This window comes from Bacillus cereus (genome assembly GCF_015071065.1).
Lineage (GTDB): Bacteria > Bacillota > Bacilli > Bacillales > Bacillaceae_G > Bacillus_A > Bacillus_A cereus_BA.
Genome location: NZ_VOVA01000020.1, coordinates 20426 through 37724 on the forward strand (window position 1 = coordinate 20426; position 17299 = coordinate 37724).

Genomic DNA, 17299 nt, shown 5'->3' on the forward strand with positions numbered 1-17299 from the left:
ATCTCGGCTGTACCCCAATGAAGTATGAGCTATATTTTGACTTAACCAAATACATAAAACCACTAAATCTTGTACGTGGTATTTACTTTTTCGTTTAACAAATCCTACATTTTTAGCTAATTCCTCTAAAGCATCAGGTGACATATATCGTTGCAACTCTTTAGAAAACAATTCTAGTTCATCAAAAATAGATAAGTTCATATCAAAAACGCCATCCTTTCTTATGATGCTACAGAGAGAATAGCGTATTTTTTCATTTGAAGGGGATTTTATTTTGTTAGCTTGATGGGTAGCGGCAGAATTCTTCGTCACAAAATAATAATTCAAAATAAAGATTATCATTATATTTTTAATGATTAACGTTAAAAATATAATGATAATTTTTTAAAATGATGCTATATTATATTTAAAAGGAGAAGAAATGGAGTGAGAATATGAATCAGGCTAAGGAGTTTATTGGATTTGAGAAAACACTAAAATTATTGCAGGGTTTATTTAACATTTTTTATTGGATAATTATTATTGGAATGTTTGTAGCTTTAGGAGGAATGATTGCAGGAATATTCGTTCCGCTTCATACTTTACAAGACATTTTAACTGCCAAGGGAACCCATATTCATGTCGCATTTTATCATTCTTATAGGATTGATACAAATCATATTCAATATACAAACCTTAAAACGCTGGTAATAGGTGCTTGTTTGATATATGAAATCATACTAGCAGTACTTTTATTTCTAATAATACAGCTGAAAGGGATTATACGGTTTGTAAGAAATAAACAACCTTTTTCTAAAAAATGTATTAATTATATTCAATATTTAGCCTATGGAGTTATTAGTTATAGTTTAATCGATGGAGTATTAGGTGGGATTTTAGACTTTTTATTTGTAAGGACATTTCAATTAACTCAAAGCAAGGTTTCTTTTGAGTTGAATTTTGGACTACTGATAACGGGACTTCTTATTTTATTACTGTCTAATATTTTTAAATACGGTGCATATTTGCAAGAGGAATACGATTCTACTTTATAGAACCTGGGGGGATGAGTTATTTTATGGCGATTATTATACGATTGGATAGAGTATTAGCAGATAGGAAAATGCAGTTGGGAGAACTAGCAAATGCTGTGGGAATATCTGTAGTCAATTTATCCAATTTAAAAACAGGTAAAGTAAAAGCTATTCGCTTTTCTACACTTGATGCAATTTGTAGGGTTTTAAACTGCCAACCTGGAGATATCTTAGAATATACCTATTCTGAAAGTGAGGAAGAAGTATATAAAGATTAAAAACTATAGCCTTTTTGGGTTAAGGATAATATGGAGGTCTTTTATGAAAACGTTTGGACGGATTGTATTATCAACTTTAAAATTTATTTCAATGATTATACTAATGTTTGTTTTGCTAGCTATCACACAAGGTATTGCGGGGACCTTAAAAAAATATATAGGCGATACACTCATGTATCAATTTATTACTGCGGTATGTACGCATTTAATCCTTTTTGGGCTGATTTTATTTGCTTGCAAGGTATATAAGCATTCTAAAGACAGATACGGTTTTGAAGGATATTGTTTGAAAAATACAAAACTTTTAATAGTCGGTGCAGTATTAGGATTGGTTATGAGTTTGATGGTAAACCTACTTCAATCTTTTGGTGGGTATTTAAGCATAGCTGAGAATAAAAACTTTAGCGTTTTTTCTTTTTTAGTTAGCTTTCTATTTGTTTTTGCGCAAGCGTTTAGTGAAGAAGTTGTATTTAGAGCATTCCCAATTACAGAATTTCAAAAATTCAACAATCGATATATCACCACTTTTGGAGTAATAATTACTAGCATAATGTTTGCGCTAGTTCATAATGCCACACCTGGTTACGATTTCTTTTCATTTTGCACATATTTCATGGTTTCTATTGCATTAGCAATGATCTACTTGGTAACAAAAAACATTTGGATTTCAGTAGGATTCCATATTTTATGGAACTTTAGTATATCTTCTATTATAGGAGTCGGTGAAAATTCAAGCAAAAGTATATTTATAGCAACAGAAAATGTTCATCACATTCAGAAAATACTAGGACATTCAATTGATTATTATACAATGGAATCTATCTTAACACTAATTGGACTAATCCCATTATTTGTTTTGGGAGTTGTGATTTATTTAAAAAAGAACACTGTGCAGGAAATGCAAAAGATAAACTAACTTTTCAGTGATTAATGAAGATTATTATGAGAATAAATAAGAATTGACCGTATTTTGGGTAGTGCCAAATATCTATCAAGCTGTAAAATAAGGAGGAATAACATGTTGATCGTAACAACAGAAACTATTGTAAATAAAAGTATTGTAGAAGTAAAAGGACTAGTAACAAGTAGTGTAGTACAATCACGTAACATTGGAAAAGATATTGTTTCAAGTTTGAAGTCAATTGTTGGTGGGGAATTAAAAAGTTATACAGAAATGCTAGAAGATTCAAAGAAAATGGTAAAAGAACGCTTAATAAAACAAGCTGAGGGGCTAGGAGCAAACGCTATTGTTGGATTAAGATTTGAGCTTGCAGCAGGACAAGGTACTTCTGAATTAATTGGGTATGGGACGGCTGTCTATTTTGAATAATATCAAAATAGTAAATCTGTAAATTTCCCATAATATTGATTATGTGAGTTAGAAACCTCTTTCGTAGAATACGGAAGAGGTTTTTATATGAATAGAAAAGAAGCATTCACTAAATAAATTGCAGATGAAACTGGTATAACACAAGGTTCTCTATAGCGGAGTAGCACCACTATCCATCAACTTAAGAATTTTATAATGCTCCCAAAACAAAAAAATGTACATTTTACCTAGAGATGTCAATTTTCTCGTTTTGGGGTATTTGCTTTTCTTAGCTTGATGGCAATGTGGCGGAACCCTAGACAGTTATATAATTATTTTATCTTGGTTTTCATTTGTCACGTAAACAAACGTTTACGTGACAGGCAAAAATGAAAGCTTAGGTGAATGAAGAAGTTTTATAAAAAACAAAAAATCCGATTCTAAATCGGATTGGAAATAAAAGTAAGGCTATGACCTGTTTTTACACGTATCTCGGCTGTACCCCTTAATAGCTTAAGGATTCTGCAACAAGAACTATATGTTTAGTTTTAGTTGAGTAGAAGTTTGTGGCTTCTGCTCTTTCTTTATGTCATGTAACTTAATGAAATAAGTTATTGTTTCTTTAACTTGTTCATCTGTCTCATTGTAAGGAATGGCAATCAATTGTATTCCCCTTTCATGTAACATCTTGCGCTTTGTTTTATCACGCTTGATAGTTTTCATATAACCTTCTTCGCCTCCAAAGAAATCAATAGGTTCATAGTGCTGCTTCCCATTGTATTCGATAACAAACATAGGTTCATTGTCTTTATATACAACAAAGTCGCACGTTAATTGTTTACGCTGATTGAATCCAAGTTCTTCGAATCTAACCTGTGATTCAAACGTAACGCCCAACGATTCTAATATATTACTCACAAGTCTTTCGCCTCTTGACTCATTACACTTCGGACAACTATGTCCTTCTAAAATGTGCGACGGTTTTACATACCATTCATGACCGCATGTTTTATGTTTATGTTTTATTTTTACGACTCTGCTTTTATATTCTTCAATAACTTCAATATTGCCTTTATGTATCTCTTTTACTTCTTTCACATATTCATTATGTGTTTTCTTTTTGTTTTCTCCAACTATCTTTATTTCACATATAGGACACCCGGTTTTATTTATTAAAATATTATTAGGTCTCGTTTCCCATTCATGATTACATACATTACATTCATGCGTTATGTTTGTTCTACTATTTATGTACTTCTCTTTTACTTCAATGTTATTCCCGTGTATTTCTTTTATTTCTCTTATATAATCATCGTGCGTTTTTGTTCTTTTTTCTTTATATCTTTCTTTCCCACACTCTGGGCATCCGCTACCATTTGTTATAATAACAGTCGGTTTTGTTTCCCATTCATGACCATATTCTTTACAACGATGCTTTATTTTCTTATTGTTTTTTTCATACAAACCAATAACTTCAATTTCTCCATTTGTTTTTTCATATACTTCTTTTACGTAATCTTCATGAGTCTTATTTTTACCTTGTCCAACTCGTTTTGCTGAACACTTTTTACATCCACTACCTTTTAAAATATCTATTGGTCGTGCGTTCCATTCATATTCACATACATTACATTTATGCTCTATACTCAATTTCTTTTTTATATATATCCCTTTTACTTCGATGCTATCGCCGTGTATCTCTTTCACTTCTTTTAAATAATCTTCGTGTGTTATCCTTTTTGATATTTCCATTCAATTTCATCCTTTAGGGTTTGGGGTTTGTGTAGTAATGGAACAAAAACGGCAATATCAAATTATCAAAAATGGTTATTATTGATAATTGATAATTTGATTGTGACAATAGTTTTGATAACATAGTTTTGAGGCTTGAAACGCTTAATTTATAAAGTTTTTACGTTTCTCAAAAATGAACGTTTTTGAGATTGGAAAGTTTCCTTAGAGTAGTAAAATCAATGTTTTTTCGTGTCGAAAATTACTTAACGTATGTTTTCGTTAAAATGTGGGCGGAACCCCCTCTACATCTTAAATAGAAAGAATACCGTTTTTTCGTTTTTGGAGTGTTATAAAATTCTTAAGTTGATGGGCATATATGGTGACCCCTATATAATAGTTAACATATTAATAATATAATATTGAGAAATCTTTACATAAGTCCAGTATCTACTACGTAGTAAGTGTAGAGATTGCTTGTTTGTAGATTAGTTGTTGTTTACCATGAACCATCATTAGGACGGTAAATTTATCTGTTGCAAGGATCTGCCCACGTACTGGAACGCCATTCTTTAAAAATACAGTAACATCCCCCTTTTTCTCTTTCAATTGTTCATACATATCTTCTTGTAAATTAACCATGAAATGCGCCCCCTGGTTTGTTTGTATTTACTTTTCTTCTAATACACGCTGCTTTTCACTGTTGGATATTTGTGATTCCCATTCACTTTCTATTTTTCTAAACCATTTTCCTATTTTGCTTAGATAATATCTTTTTACTTCACCATTAGGAATCCAAATTTCACGTTCCTGTATTTGATTCATCACTTCATGAAGAATCTCATCATGTTCATACTTTCTAGGCTTTCTATAATGTGTTTTTACAAACTGTGTATATTCTCTACGTAACCAATTAGAAATATGTTGTCTTTGTCTTTGCTTGAGATGTGACCATTTTTTATTTGTTTGAAGGATTTTTCCATTTACTTTTATGTGATTTTTCATCGACACTCATCTCCTTTTACTAGCAAAACGAATATATAACTATCGTATCACATTTAAATTGAAATATTGCTCTAGGTACATATTTCGCAAGAAATCTATCCAAAACAAACAATACAGTCTCCATTTAGCGGATGAATTCAACATAAGATTAAATGGAAACTATTATTGTAGTTTTTTAGTTTTTCTTAATTATTACGGTACGTGAAATTATTGTATTAACCATAAAAAAAGCCCCTTGAAAGGAGCACTTATTTTACAAGGTACTGTTCTATTTCTTTTATTAATAGTTCTGCACCTTCTGTACTTAATGAGATCTTACCCTTTGCTAATGCTATGTTACGATTTGACACTTCTCCTGTTAATGCACAAACATGACCAGGCTGATACTTCTGTAAAATGATGTCTTCCCCTTCTACAAAAATCTCTAATGGTGATTTTTCTTTAATACCAAGCGTATTTCTAAGTTCCATTGGAATTACTACACGCCCTAATCCATCTACTTTTCTAGTCACTCCGGTTGCTTTCATCTAGCATCTTTCCCCATTTCATTATCAATTTGTACCCAATTTATTCTTTACTATTGTAACAGGCTTTCACCATACAGGAGGAACATAATGAACCAAAAACAGACAATCATAATAAGAAATTCTTTTAACCCTCGCTGAAAGGAAATACGACCTTCTTCCATTCTACATGCCCCTTTTCTCTACAACTCTTTATATGTTAAAATATAGAGGAAAGAAATCTGCTAATTTCTTTCCTCTACAGTCACTCAGACTTTTGCTCTTTGTTTGCTTTTGCAAATGAAGAGCTTTTATTTTGCATACTTATACTTGCTTTCCAGCATCGCATACCGTAATAACTTTAACTTTGTTTCTTTTTTCAATGCTTTCCATTCCGATACAGCAATCTTCATTCTTCATTCCTCCATTAATTAAATTTGTTATTTATATAGACTTATAAGTTCCAGTTATATATTTTTCTAATTTGTTTATCACTAAATCCTTTATGAATAGCGAAGATTTCCGGAAAATCAGAGATACACAAATCAATAATTGTATTGTCAGTTGTTCTTATATAGTAATAATGAACAGCTCCCTCATAATTCGAATATAAATAGTACTTATGAATCTTATAATCTAATCCATTTTTCTCTAATACCTCATAAAGCTTATTTTTAGTTTCATCCATTACGTCAAAAATGGTTAACTGCTCCATCATTAACAGCTCCTCATTACGTAAATTTACTAAACTAACTCTAAGAACAAGGTCGTTTCATCATGTTCATTGGTATGAATATTAAACTTTTTCCCAGTAGCTTCTAATGCACTAAAAAGCATTCTTTTATATCCTAGATCCATAAAATCTACACTTATTTGACCATGATTCATAATAAATTGAAGATCAGCCATCATCTTTTTAACTTTCCGTTCCATGTAATAACCTCCTCAATAAAGTTATATAACCTATATAACTATTCTATTACTCATTTTTCCAGTTGGGGTACGGAAACGATTCTAGGTATGAGGGGCCACTCTGGAAAAATATTCAATAATAAAAATCGTAGGAAGTGATAATTCTTATGATTTTTTGATTAGAATTCTCTAATATTAATTGAAAAATGTGGTTTGAATCTCACTTCAATATAATAAACAAACGTAGGAAGCAATGATTCCTACGTTTGTTTATTAAAATTCTTTTTATTTAATAATATTCTTTACATCCCCAATGCGTATTTCACCATCATGATGATACTCAATAACATATCCTGTATCTGGTGAATATATCCATGTATCAAAACTTACAGCTGTAACATCATCTATTACTTTCAAAACTTGATGTAAATTTGTTTTAATTACTGGTAATCTAGCATTATCCCAAATAAGATATACTGTTTCAGAATACAATCCAAAACAGTGCTCTAGATATAATTTTATTTCATGATCATTATATATCTCACCATAATTTTGAATATTTGACCAATCGACTCTTCCCCAAGATGTAATAGGAAATGTATTTTCAAAACTTCTTATTATTTTTCTTCCTTCTGTTCCTTCTAAAATTTCAATATTTACTCCTAATGCTTCTATACATTCTTCCAACAATGTTGCCATTTTATCACCTACTTAATAAAAAACGTAGAAATTAATTATTTATATGTTTTTTATTATAGATACTTATCTTTCGATTTTTATATCCTTACACCATATTTCTAAGTCCATAGGAGGCATAATTATTTTACAGGTATATAATTTTAAACCTTCTTTTTCTATTTCACCAATTTCAATATCATGAAGAAAATATGGTAACTGTTCATGTGTAAAAGTTTTTATTGATTTTTCTTTTACATATCCCATACTATGCTTAAAATCTATTTTATAGCAACCACTAAATTGAAGGGTGACATCATCATCCCCATCTTTAAAAATTAAAATCACTTCATCTCCAAAATAATCACATACTAATTTAGTAACCCAAGCATCCCAGTAATATAACTTATCAATTTTTTCTTGTATTCTCTGTACTTTCATTTTTCCACCTCAATTTTTACATTTTATATGGAATATGAGCATCTGGACTTTTAGCATCTACTATATTTCCGTTTAAATCTAATGGATTTTTATTCTCATCATATAAATGTACATGATCATATTTTGTTACTTTATCGGGTGGGTCTATTCGCATCCTAATTGTATCATTAGCATCTCGAACATGAACAAATCCATTATTCTCAGTATATTTCCATCCTTCTGGAAGTTTTTCTAAGATTTCTTTTTTGGTCATATTGGGTATATTTCGAGTACCTATTTTACCAAATGCATTAGTATACTTAGCAGCTGCTTCTAGTGCCTTTCCTTTCTTTTCAAGGTCACCAATTTTCCCTACAACTTTACCGATTACACGTGAAGTGCCACCTGATACAACTGCTAGTGTACCCCATCCATAATCTTCAGGTCCATATTTTCTACCTGTTACCAGATCTTCACCTTTGATAAGTTGTCCAATTTCTTTTCCCGTTCCTATACCTGGTGTAATATCTAAAATGAACGATAAGTTCCCATCATTCGCACGATTATAAATACGAGATGGATCTCCACCTAAATCACGTAATGCATTATTTAAATTAATATTCCCAATGTTAGCTGCCGCTGCAGGAATATTATACTTATGTCGGACAACTTTAGAAGCTGTGTCCATAAATGCATTCCCAAAATCCAATCCTGTATTTACATCATTATAGATACCTGGTACTCTTTCTTGCAATGCTTGTAAATCTTTTGCTATGACTGGAACATTCTTTCTTGTTACCTGTGCAAGTTCCTCCATCCCAGGTTTCGCCGCATCTATAGAGTGTTTTAATCGAATCGTACTTGTTGCAATGTTTCCTAAATCTTCAAATGTACCATTGTCGTGTAATACTTGCTGAATACGCTTATGACTTTCTGCTAATTCATGAAACGCATCTGTAGTTTGTTTTAAATACACATTAAATTGATCCTGGAACTTTAGTACGTTTTGTGTATCTTCCATAATGACTGCATAAATTTGGTTATTAAAATCAACCATTTGAGTCATTGATTTTAACACTTCTTCTTGGAATCGAACCATTTCATTAGATCGTCTTAGAATTTGTTCTGAAAAATGATTTGCTCGTTCTTCCCCGTATATGCCAGCTCTTTCCGCATCAGCAATAAACATAGTAATGAGTTGATGCATTTCTTCTTTTGTTAAACGGTCCCAATCATTTTTTACTTTTTGTTGTAAGTCTTTCATTTTCTTTTGAAAATCAATAACTATAACCTTTTTCTCTTCTAAAGAAGAAATTCGATTATCAATATCTGCAGCAATATTATTATAAGTATTTGCATCATCCGTAATGCTATTTTCCATTTTCTGCAATACATCTACTGTATCATTTAAAAGTGTTTGATCGCTTTTTATATAATCAAAAACACCTTCAAAGATTTTGAGTTTGCCTCCTAGCAGAGTTAGAGGATTTTTCGCTTCTTGGTCAAAAATAATGGCATCATGAATCCGTACATATCCTTTTTCACCTTTATACATCACTTCATACCAAGAACCAACTTTTCCTGTTACTTCTATTAATTCACTAGTATTTACACGCTTTGCTCTTAATACAGAATTTAAATCTGGCTCTGGGTATACTTTTTTTACAAGAGACTCTAATGTTACCCAGCCTTTAATCATTTCTCCATCTTTATTAAAAGAGAAGCCCTTGTCTTTATACTTAAAATCCCCTGTTTGTAATGCACCATTCGGATGTAACAGATACCAATCATATTCTAGTTTCATCCAACCGCTTTTTTGTTCATGAGATTCATCAAAATAATACGGCTTTTCATTTACAAAGCGAAGTCCAGAACTTAAAAAACCACCTTCATTGAAATAATACATTTTTCCATCAATGGATTGTACGCCTGTTTGCATCACACCTGATGGACTAAAATAATACGTCCCTGTAGGTAATTTTATCCAACCTGTTTGCATGATTCCGTTATCATCAAAATAATATTTTTTCTCATCTATAACTTGAAATCCCGTGGCTGGTTGTCCGTCTTTTCGAAAATAACTCCACTTGTTACCATCTTTTTGAACCCATCCTTGCGTATTATCTAACAAGATAGTCGACTTTATTTTGTCTAGAAAATCTAGATTTTCATATAAAACTTTTATGTCTTCATCTATTCGCTTATCAATATTTTTTATAACGTTAGGAGGGAAATATTTTTCAGGATCTTTTTTATATTCTGTTGTCATAAATAGTGAAAGATTCATTCCTTCTTTAACAACATCCCATGAACGTGTTGGACTTTCTCCTATGACTACAGACTCAAAAATTCTTACATACCCTATTTCTCCTTGGTATTTTACTTGATACCAAAGACCTTGTTTACCAATAACCTCTAATAGATCTCCGTCTTTTACAGATTTCGATTCAAATAAAAATTTTGTTTCTGGTTTGGGGTACATTCTTTTAATTTTAGAGCGTAATGTAACCCATCCTTTTTCCATCTCTCCGTACTTATTAATTTCAAATTGTTTCCCTTGATAGGTAATAACACCTGTTGCATATTTACCATCACGTATATAGCTCCAAGCCGTTCCAGAAAAACTCCAACCGGTTTGTAATTTTCCTGGTTCTTTATAATGCATCCATTCATTTCCGACTAATTTTTTGCCTTCAAACAGCCTACCATCTTTAAAAAAATCATATTCTATGCCATCTAATGTGATTTTTTCTGTTCTTTTACTGCCATCTTTTTCGTAATAATACCAATTCTCTTTCTCCTTCACCCAGCCAATCGATTCATTATTTTTCATATCTGTTACTGTCATAATCGTTCTATATAAGAACATAGAAAATTGCTCTCTTGTGACAAATCCATTTGGATTAAAATTGCCGTCACCAGTACCACTTGTTATCTGGTTTCCAGCTAGAATTTTCACATATTCATTGGCCCAATGACCTTTCATATCGGTAAATTCATAATTTCCTTGCGGTTTTAAATCAAATGTTTTTACAAGCACAGTAGCCATTTCAGCACGGGTTATATTGTTTTTCGGATTGAACTTTTTCTCAGCATTTACGCTGAAGATCCCCCGTGCTGTAAGAGCCAAAATTTCTTTTTTGAAATTGCTCTCACTAATATCTACAAATGGGTTATTGGCACTGTCTTGCGGTTTTAAGTACCTATATAAAAAGGCTGCAAGATGTTCGCGTGTGATTTGATCCGTGGCACCAAAATAACCATTTCCATAACCAGTAATGATTTTATTTTCAGCCATGTACATCATTTCTTTATACGCCCAATGTGTTTTTGGCACATCGATAAAGGATAATGTAGTTTCTTGATTATTTTGTTCTGCATAAGCTGTTCCTAATGTACTGAATAATAAAATACATACTATAGAACTCAAAAATAATTTTTTAATTGTATTCACAATAGACCTCCTATTCAATTGTTAAAGATTTGATTTCAAAATCAGCACTTATTTAAAACTTCGGTTTCCTCTGTAAACATTGGTGCATAGGTAGAAAGTAATAAAAATAATGATACTATAAGTCCTATGACTTTCTTCATACTCGCATCTCCTTATCAATTAATTAAAAACCTTTTAATTATATATTAAACTTTATTACTATCGAAATAATAAAAAAAGAATATGCATAATTGCATATTCCAACTTCTCAATAGAGTGTACCCTATTGAGAATAAATCCTTTCCTTGATATTATTAGTCTCAGAGATTCTCAATAACACTTATCAAAAATATGTTTGAAATGAGGAGAAAAATGGTCTATGGATACACTCGTGTAAGTGCACAAGATCAAAATCTAGATACACAGATTGAACAGCTCATGAAATATGGAGTAGATGAAATTATTAAAGAGAAAATAAGTGGAGTAACAAAACAAAAGCCAGAGTTAGACACTATACTGTCAAAACTAATTACTGGGGATACTTTGGTCGTAACTAGAATGGATCGTTTAGGTCGAAATACCATTCAGCTATTACAGTTAGTAGAACAACTTCGGGAAAAGGATGTTCACTTTGCGATTTTAAATTTAGGAATAGATACGAGAACGCCAACAGGAAAATTCTTTTTAACTGTCATGGCTGCCTTTAGTGAACTTGATCGAGAAATGATTAAAGAAAAGCAACGTGCGGGAATAAAGTTAGCGAAACAAAAAGGAGTTTATAGAGGAAGATTGAAGAAATACACGGATAAACACCCAGGTATGAATCATGCGATTGAATTACGGGAGCACACCACTAAAACAGTGAAAGAAATATGCCAAATTACAGGTGTGAGTCAAGCCGCCCTGTATCGTAGATTAAAAGAACTTGAATAAAGTTCTTTTAAATTTGTAATTAAATCCCAGAGTGGCCCCTCATACCCAGAATCGTTTCCGTACCCCCAGTTGTCAATATAAGTTATATAACTTATAATATTTTTTATAGAGGAGGTTGTTATATGGCTGTTAATAAAGAAAAGTACACTCAAATTTTAGTTACTTTTACAAAAGAACAAGTGGAACAAATAGAAAATTATTGGCATGAAAATAAGCTAAAGAATCGAAATGAAGCAATTCGTCAGATCGTAGACAAAGGGTTAAGTCGTAAATAATGACTACCCTTTTTATTTTCTCTAAAAAAGTTAAAAACTCATTTAAATTCCCTTTTTCCCTTTACATGCGTTTTTATAACAAATACGACTTATTGTATTAACAACTCCATCAAACCCCCATACAACAAAATCTGAAGGGTCATTTTTTAGTTGAACTGATTTTTTTCATGTATTCTTTAAACAAATGAAAAAAGAGCTGGATTTTCATCACAGCTCATGTATTAATTGGTTCTGTATGTGTACATGTGGGATATTGAGAACAGCCAAAAAACTTATTTCCTGTTTTATTCGAATTTCGAATGACTAAATCATGTTTACATGTTGGACATTTCCGTTCTGCAGGTTTTACCCCTTGATACACATCTTCAGCCGAATATTCGGGATTAATTTTATTAATCAATTTCTGAAGTTCTACACGATCTATAAGTTTTACATGGCATGCCTCCGCTAATTCTTTCGCCTGCCTTGTATATACACTGTTTGTTACAACCCAGCCCTCATGTGCTTTGTAATAGGCTTGTGCTGCATATATCTCTTGTACGGCACTAATGCCGACTCTATTTTTCATTCCGTAGCGTTTTGCCTGGATTACAATACGATTTTTTCCCTTCAATATCAGATCCGCTCCGAAATCATTTGACTGTTTTGTGACTGTTGGAGAATAACCCAACTCTCGAAAGAGAGCTTTTAGGTATACTTCGAATTGATGTCCGTCCATTTTGTCTATATAACGAATACCAGACTTAGCCATTCGCTTTAATATTCTTCGCTCCTGGATCTTCCGGTACATGAATTTACAAATACGAAAAAGAACATAAAGGATAAAACCATACATCAAAATTTGTAATATGTTTGGCATTTCTGGTAGATTAGACACTTCGCTCCACCTCTTTAATTGGTTTCATTTTCTTTGGTTGGGCTGTTTCTTTTGCCTGTTGCTCACTCACTTGTTTCTTCCGGACATCGTTCCAATCTTTTTCATTCGTTGGAATATCCTCTTTAAGATCTACAAAGCATTTCATTGTCTGAATGAAGTCTTTCCCAGCCTTATCATTATCAACTGCCATGATGACCTCTTTAATATCGTGCCCTTCTTTTTTCGCATCCATTAAAGATTGAATCACTGTTTTTGACTTCAATCCATGCATAGAAACCAGGCGAGCGTTTTGGATATTATTTTGTTTAATGCTCCAATGAGATAACATGTCGATTGGATCTTCATAAAAATAAATCTTATCCGGTTTACCTACATCAACCGTAAAACCGGCATTGATTTTTTCATAATTCGGGACAATTTGCTTAAAACTACCCCTTTTATTCTCCATTTTGACCGTACCTTGACGGTTCATTCCAATGACTTGCCCTTTGCCTCCTTCTTCCCTCCATTTAAACACCACATTATTTTTCTTATCCTGTGCGATGAGATCCTTTTTAATCAGCCAGTTCACTAAACGAGGATCAATTTTTCTCTCATCAATTAAGTATTGCTTGATTTCTGTCTGTTTCGGCACCTCTAAATGTTTTGGATAACTAAAAGGCTGCTGTTCTTTTTTGCGTTCCTCTTCAGCTTTTGAACGATCAAACTCTTTGTAGTCCCCCTTCTGAATGTCCATCACGGCTTGAGGGAATGTCATGTCATAGTACATCATGGCAAAGCTAATCGCTCCATATCCTTTCTCCCCTCGACTATTCCAGGCATATTGATTCCCTTTAATGATGAGACTGTCATGTTCCGTATGACGATAATAATTTCCTTCTTTCTTAAACGTTTCTCCTTTTACTTCCAGATATGAAATCAAGTCAATTTTTCTTGCTTTCATCGCATCCTCCGTACTGACATGTGCCATTACGGAATCCCCCCTTTACTCTATAAAATGAAATAAAAAAGAGGACTATTCCGTTTCCTAGTCCTCTTTTACATGCATTCAATTTTTATTTGCCGAATAAGAATTTTAATCGCTTCTCCTGTACACTGTATGATAAACGAGCGTCAAATTTCTTCCCGTTTTTGTTCGAGATAAATCCTTTGATCTGATCCGTCACATTCTTCTCTAATAATTTTTTCACATGATTACTACTTAAATTTTTACCAGAGAATGTACCAAAAACAATGAAGTCACAGCCTTTTTTGTATTTCTCACACAAGTAGTTACTTTTCCCTACCAGAACTCTACTCTTACATAATGGACATTTGCCAATTGTACGATCTTCAGTCGTTGGAAAACGGAATTTCAAACTTCCGTCTGCTTCCATATAGATAGCTGCCGTAAATTCTCCCTTTTCTCCTTCAAAGCCATTTATAAAATCTGTTGTTTTATACTGAATCAGCTTTTTCATTTGATTACCAGGGATTGCTTTCCCTTTCATCTTTGCTGGTAACATAAAATCACATCCGTTTTTATGCTCCGTGCATCCATAAAACGTTTTACGATGAAGGATCTCACCTTTTTTACATTTTGGGCATTTACCAAATGACAGCTCCTCTTGTGTTGGGAACTGAAATTTGATATTTCCTTCATGTAACACTAGATAAGCGGAAAACTCTTTCTCATTGGACCTAAATCCTTTTAGAAGGTCTGTTTTCTTATCCTCGAACAGCTTTTTCGCTTGCGCCTCCGGAATCGCTTTTTCTTTGATTTTCTTTGGTAGAGAAATTTCACATTCTGGATAATTACTGCACCCATAGAAATTACCTTTATGAAGGATTTTTCCTTTTCTACAAGGGCATTTGCACACCTCAATCTGCTGATTCCAGGTATTAATAATGTTATCCGACACCTTATCATCCATTGCGCCTAATTGTTCCACCGTATCTTTTACGAACGTATTTGTTTTCTCTACAAATTCCTCATATTTCATTTCTTTCTTTTCGATCATGTAGATCATCCCTTCCATTTCAGCCGTATAAGCTGGATTTTTGATTTCATCTACCGGAAAAGCATCTATAAACGCACGACCAATATTAGTGGTTCGAATCTGACTGTTGGTAACATCAATATAGCTTCGCTCTAACAGTTTCGGAATAAACGTTTCTTCCGTTGCGACTGTCCCAATTCGTTTTCCTTTCATAAGCTCTTTTAAATGTTCATCATCCAATTTACGCCCTGCCGTCTCCATAAAGGTTAAAATGGAACTTTCCGTATGAAAGGCTGGTTTCTTTGTTCGAGACTCAATCAAGTCATACTGAACGATTCTGAAAGAATCTCCTTCTCGTAAAATAGGTATCTGAAATGCTTCAACTGATCCCTCTTCTATATCCTCTTGAAACACACTTAGAAACCCTTTCTCTTGTAGGATCTTTTCTTTTGTACTATATGTGTTGCCCTCTTGATCTATAAAGTGTACTTCTCTTACCAGGTAGATTGCTGGTTTCATAAAGTTCCCGATAAATCGTTTTACAATTAAGTCATATAACTGTTTTTCTAATGGATTTCGGTTGGTCCCGACATATAATTTTATTGTTGGGATGATTGCAAAGTGACTACTTACTAACTCATCATTAAAAGTAGTATGGTTTTTCGTAATAGAAGATGGAACCACTTGTTGTACTAGATTTGCATAGGAGCTTTTTTCTAATGCTCCCATTACTTCTTTTACTCGTTCCACTTGTTCGGTAGGTAAGTGCCTGGATGAAGAACGAGGGTACGTGATAAAGCCTTCGTCATACAAACTCTGAATATGTTTTTTTGCTGTTTCTGCATTTATCTTCAGCTTGGCGTGAGCATCTTTGTAGATGTCCGTTAAGTTATATAATAATTTTGGTTTCTTTTTTCTCGTACTTTCTTTAAATTCCGTTACAATTACATTCGTTTCTTTTAAGCTATCTCCAAGCTTTTGTAGTGGCGATGGATCTATCAGTTGATCTTCTGTTTTCATAACTGGTGATAAACCGTTTTCCGTTAGTAGCTTTAAATTGTAATAGGTTTGTTCTTTATAATTTTGGATAGCGATTTCTCTCTGACGGATTTCATTCAAGATACACATTTGAACACGACCAGAAGCCAATAAAAATTGATTTTTCGCTAGTTTGGATGTACAACCTCTCGTCACATTAATTCCTAGAATGTAATCCAGGTATTGCCTCGCTTTAGCGGATTGAGCAAGTGCTTCATAGTCTGTTCCTGGTTCTAATCGGTTCAAGGCTCCCTCTAATTCTGCGGCTTCATAAGAAGAGATAAACAGGCGGGATTCTCGCTTGTTCACACCTGCATGTTCATATATTTCTCGGTAGATAAGCTCACCCTCTTTGTCTGCATCGCATGAATTTACCACATGATCTACATCAGGACGCTTTAATAGCTTAACCAATATTTGAATTTGTTCGAGACTATCCGATTTCTCTTTATATGTCGGCTCTAAAATAATAGGCAAGTGATCAAAATTAAATTCTTTGTATTTTTCATCCATTTCCTCCGGATATTTTAGTTCTAATAAGTGCCCACGGCACCAACTAATAATGTAATTTTCATTTTCATAGTATCCATAATATGGCTTGCTCCCTGGATATCTTTGTGAGTTTCTAAATCTAGGTGATTTTAATAATTCAACAGCTACCTTCGACTTTTCAGCAATAAACAATGTTTTCCCCATACGTAATACCTCCTATTAATCTGTAATTTCAGTTTCACGCTTCCATTTCTTATTTCTCCGCTTTTTCACCATTATCTGACCGAATAATAGCAACGTGTTCAAAAAGACAGCTACAAGGAACATACAGCCTGCATACAGCCATACATTCATGACATTCACTCCTTTCGTTCTATCAACAAGAAAGAGGGCTTTTCTTTTTACCCTCTTTCATTTCTGGATATA

Annotated in this window: 19 protein-coding genes and 1 pseudogene; 6 read left to right on the forward strand and 14 right to left on the reverse strand. The window is 32.9% G+C overall.

Annotated features, from left to right (window positions below):
- Positions 1-15: 15 nt before the first annotated feature.
- A pseudogene (locus tag FT637_RS25655) lies at positions 16-201 on the reverse strand (IS4 family transposase); the annotation flags it as partial.
- Between the two features lie 233 nt (positions 202-434).
- On the opposite strand from FT637_RS25655, the gene FT637_RS25660 reads away from it, so the two are divergent.
- From FT637_RS25660 to FT637_RS25675, 4 genes are all read left to right on the forward strand, one after another.
- Positions 435-1034, forward strand: a complete 600-nt coding sequence (locus FT637_RS25660) for a DUF2975 domain-containing protein (protein ID WP_193648699.1) — start codon at positions 435-437, stop codon at positions 1032-1034.
- A gap of 23 nt (positions 1035-1057) precedes the next feature.
- Positions 1058-1291, forward strand: a complete 234-nt coding sequence (locus tag FT637_RS25665) for a helix-turn-helix domain-containing protein (RefSeq protein ID WP_193648700.1) — start codon at positions 1058-1060, stop codon at positions 1289-1291.
- 43 nt (positions 1292-1334) lie between these two features.
- Entirely contained in the window at positions 1335-2207 is an 873-nt protein-coding gene (locus tag FT637_RS25670; RefSeq protein WP_193648701.1) for a CPBP family intramembrane glutamic endopeptidase, read from the forward strand.
- A gap of 102 nt (positions 2208-2309) precedes the next feature.
- Positions 2310-2621 carry a YbjQ family protein gene (locus tag FT637_RS25675; RefSeq protein ID WP_193648702.1) on the forward strand — a complete coding sequence of 104 codons (312 nt, stop codon included), beginning with the start codon at positions 2310-2312 and terminating at the stop codon, positions 2619-2621.
- A 513-nt stretch (positions 2622-3134) separates the two neighbouring features.
- On the opposite strand, the gene FT637_RS25680 is transcribed toward FT637_RS25675, so the two are convergent.
- From FT637_RS25680 to FT637_RS25720, 9 genes are all read right to left on the reverse strand, one after another.
- Positions 3135-4352, reverse strand: coding sequence for a zinc-ribbon domain-containing protein (locus FT637_RS25680; protein ID WP_227493961.1), 1218 nt, complete (start codon positions 4350-4352; stop codon positions 3135-3137).
- 432 nt (positions 4353-4784) lie between these two features.
- Positions 4785-4973 carry an RNA chaperone Hfq gene (gene hfq, locus FT637_RS25685; RefSeq protein WP_193648703.1) on the reverse strand — a complete coding sequence of 63 codons (189 nt, stop codon included), beginning with the start codon at positions 4971-4973 and terminating at the stop codon, positions 4785-4787.
- A gap of 27 nt (positions 4974-5000) precedes the next feature.
- Positions 5001-5336: a transposase gene (locus FT637_RS25690; protein ID WP_193648704.1), complete on the reverse strand. Its 336-nt coding sequence runs from the start codon at positions 5334-5336 to the stop codon at positions 5001-5003.
- 248 nt (positions 5337-5584) lie between these two features.
- Positions 5585-5863 carry an AbrB/MazE/SpoVT family DNA-binding domain-containing protein gene (locus FT637_RS25695; protein ID WP_113735392.1) on the reverse strand — a complete coding sequence of 93 codons (279 nt, stop codon included), beginning with the start codon at positions 5861-5863 and terminating at the stop codon, positions 5585-5587.
- Positions 5864-6293: 430 nt separating this feature from the next.
- Entirely contained in the window at positions 6294-6557 is a 264-nt protein-coding gene (locus FT637_RS25700) for a hypothetical protein (RefSeq protein WP_193648705.1), read from the reverse strand.
- Between the two features lie 26 nt (positions 6558-6583).
- Entirely contained in the window at positions 6584-6772 is a 189-nt protein-coding gene (locus tag FT637_RS25705; RefSeq protein WP_193648706.1) for a hypothetical protein, read from the reverse strand.
- Between the two features lie 264 nt (positions 6773-7036).
- Positions 7037-7450, reverse strand: coding sequence for a hypothetical protein (locus FT637_RS25710; protein WP_193648707.1), 414 nt, complete (start codon positions 7448-7450; stop codon positions 7037-7039).
- A 63-nt stretch (positions 7451-7513) separates the two neighbouring features.
- Positions 7514-7867, reverse strand: a complete 354-nt coding sequence (locus FT637_RS25715) for a hypothetical protein (RefSeq protein ID WP_193648708.1) — start codon at positions 7865-7867, stop codon at positions 7514-7516.
- 16 nt (positions 7868-7883) lie between these two features.
- Complete coding sequence (locus FT637_RS25720) at positions 7884-11300, reverse strand: S-layer homology domain-containing protein (protein ID WP_193648709.1); 3417 nt, start codon at positions 11298-11300, stop codon at positions 7884-7886.
- Between the two features lie 351 nt (positions 11301-11651).
- Here FT637_RS25720 and FT637_RS25725 point away from each other — a divergent pair, with 351 nt between their 5' ends.
- Both FT637_RS25725 and FT637_RS25730 read left to right on the forward strand, forming a co-directional pair.
- Positions 11652-12212 (forward strand): recombinase family protein, encoded by a 561-nt coding sequence (locus FT637_RS25725; protein WP_193648710.1) that lies wholly within the window; start codon positions 11652-11654, stop codon positions 12210-12212.
- A gap of 122 nt (positions 12213-12334) precedes the next feature.
- The gene (locus tag FT637_RS25730) at positions 12335-12487 is read left to right on the forward strand and encodes a hypothetical protein (protein WP_176535777.1); all 153 of its coding nucleotides are present in this window, start codon (positions 12335-12337) and stop codon (positions 12485-12487) included.
- Between the two features lie 214 nt (positions 12488-12701).
- Here the strand turns inward: FT637_RS25730 and FT637_RS25735 are convergent, their stop codons facing one another.
- The 4 genes from FT637_RS25735 to FT637_RS30375 all read right to left on the reverse strand — a co-directional run bounded on the left by FT637_RS25735 (position 12702) and on the right by FT637_RS30375 (position 17227).
- On the reverse strand, positions 12702-13364 hold the full coding sequence (locus FT637_RS25735) for a restriction endonuclease (protein ID WP_193648711.1): 663 nt from the start codon (positions 13362-13364) through the stop codon (positions 12702-12704).
- Positions 13357-14334 (reverse strand): DUF3991 domain-containing protein, encoded by a 978-nt coding sequence (locus FT637_RS25740; protein WP_193648712.1) that lies wholly within the window; start codon positions 14332-14334, stop codon positions 13357-13359. Before FT637_RS25740 ends, FT637_RS25735 begins: the two co-directional genes overlap by 8 nt.
- Positions 14335-14419: 85 nt before the next feature.
- Positions 14420-17077, reverse strand: coding sequence for a type IA DNA topoisomerase (locus FT637_RS25745; RefSeq protein ID WP_193648713.1), 2658 nt, complete (start codon positions 17075-17077; stop codon positions 14420-14422).
- Positions 17078-17092: 15 nt separating this feature from the next.
- Entirely contained in the window at positions 17093-17227 is a 135-nt protein-coding gene (locus FT637_RS30375) for a hypothetical protein (protein ID WP_264675746.1), read from the reverse strand.
- Between the last annotated feature and the right edge of the window lie 72 nt (positions 17228-17299).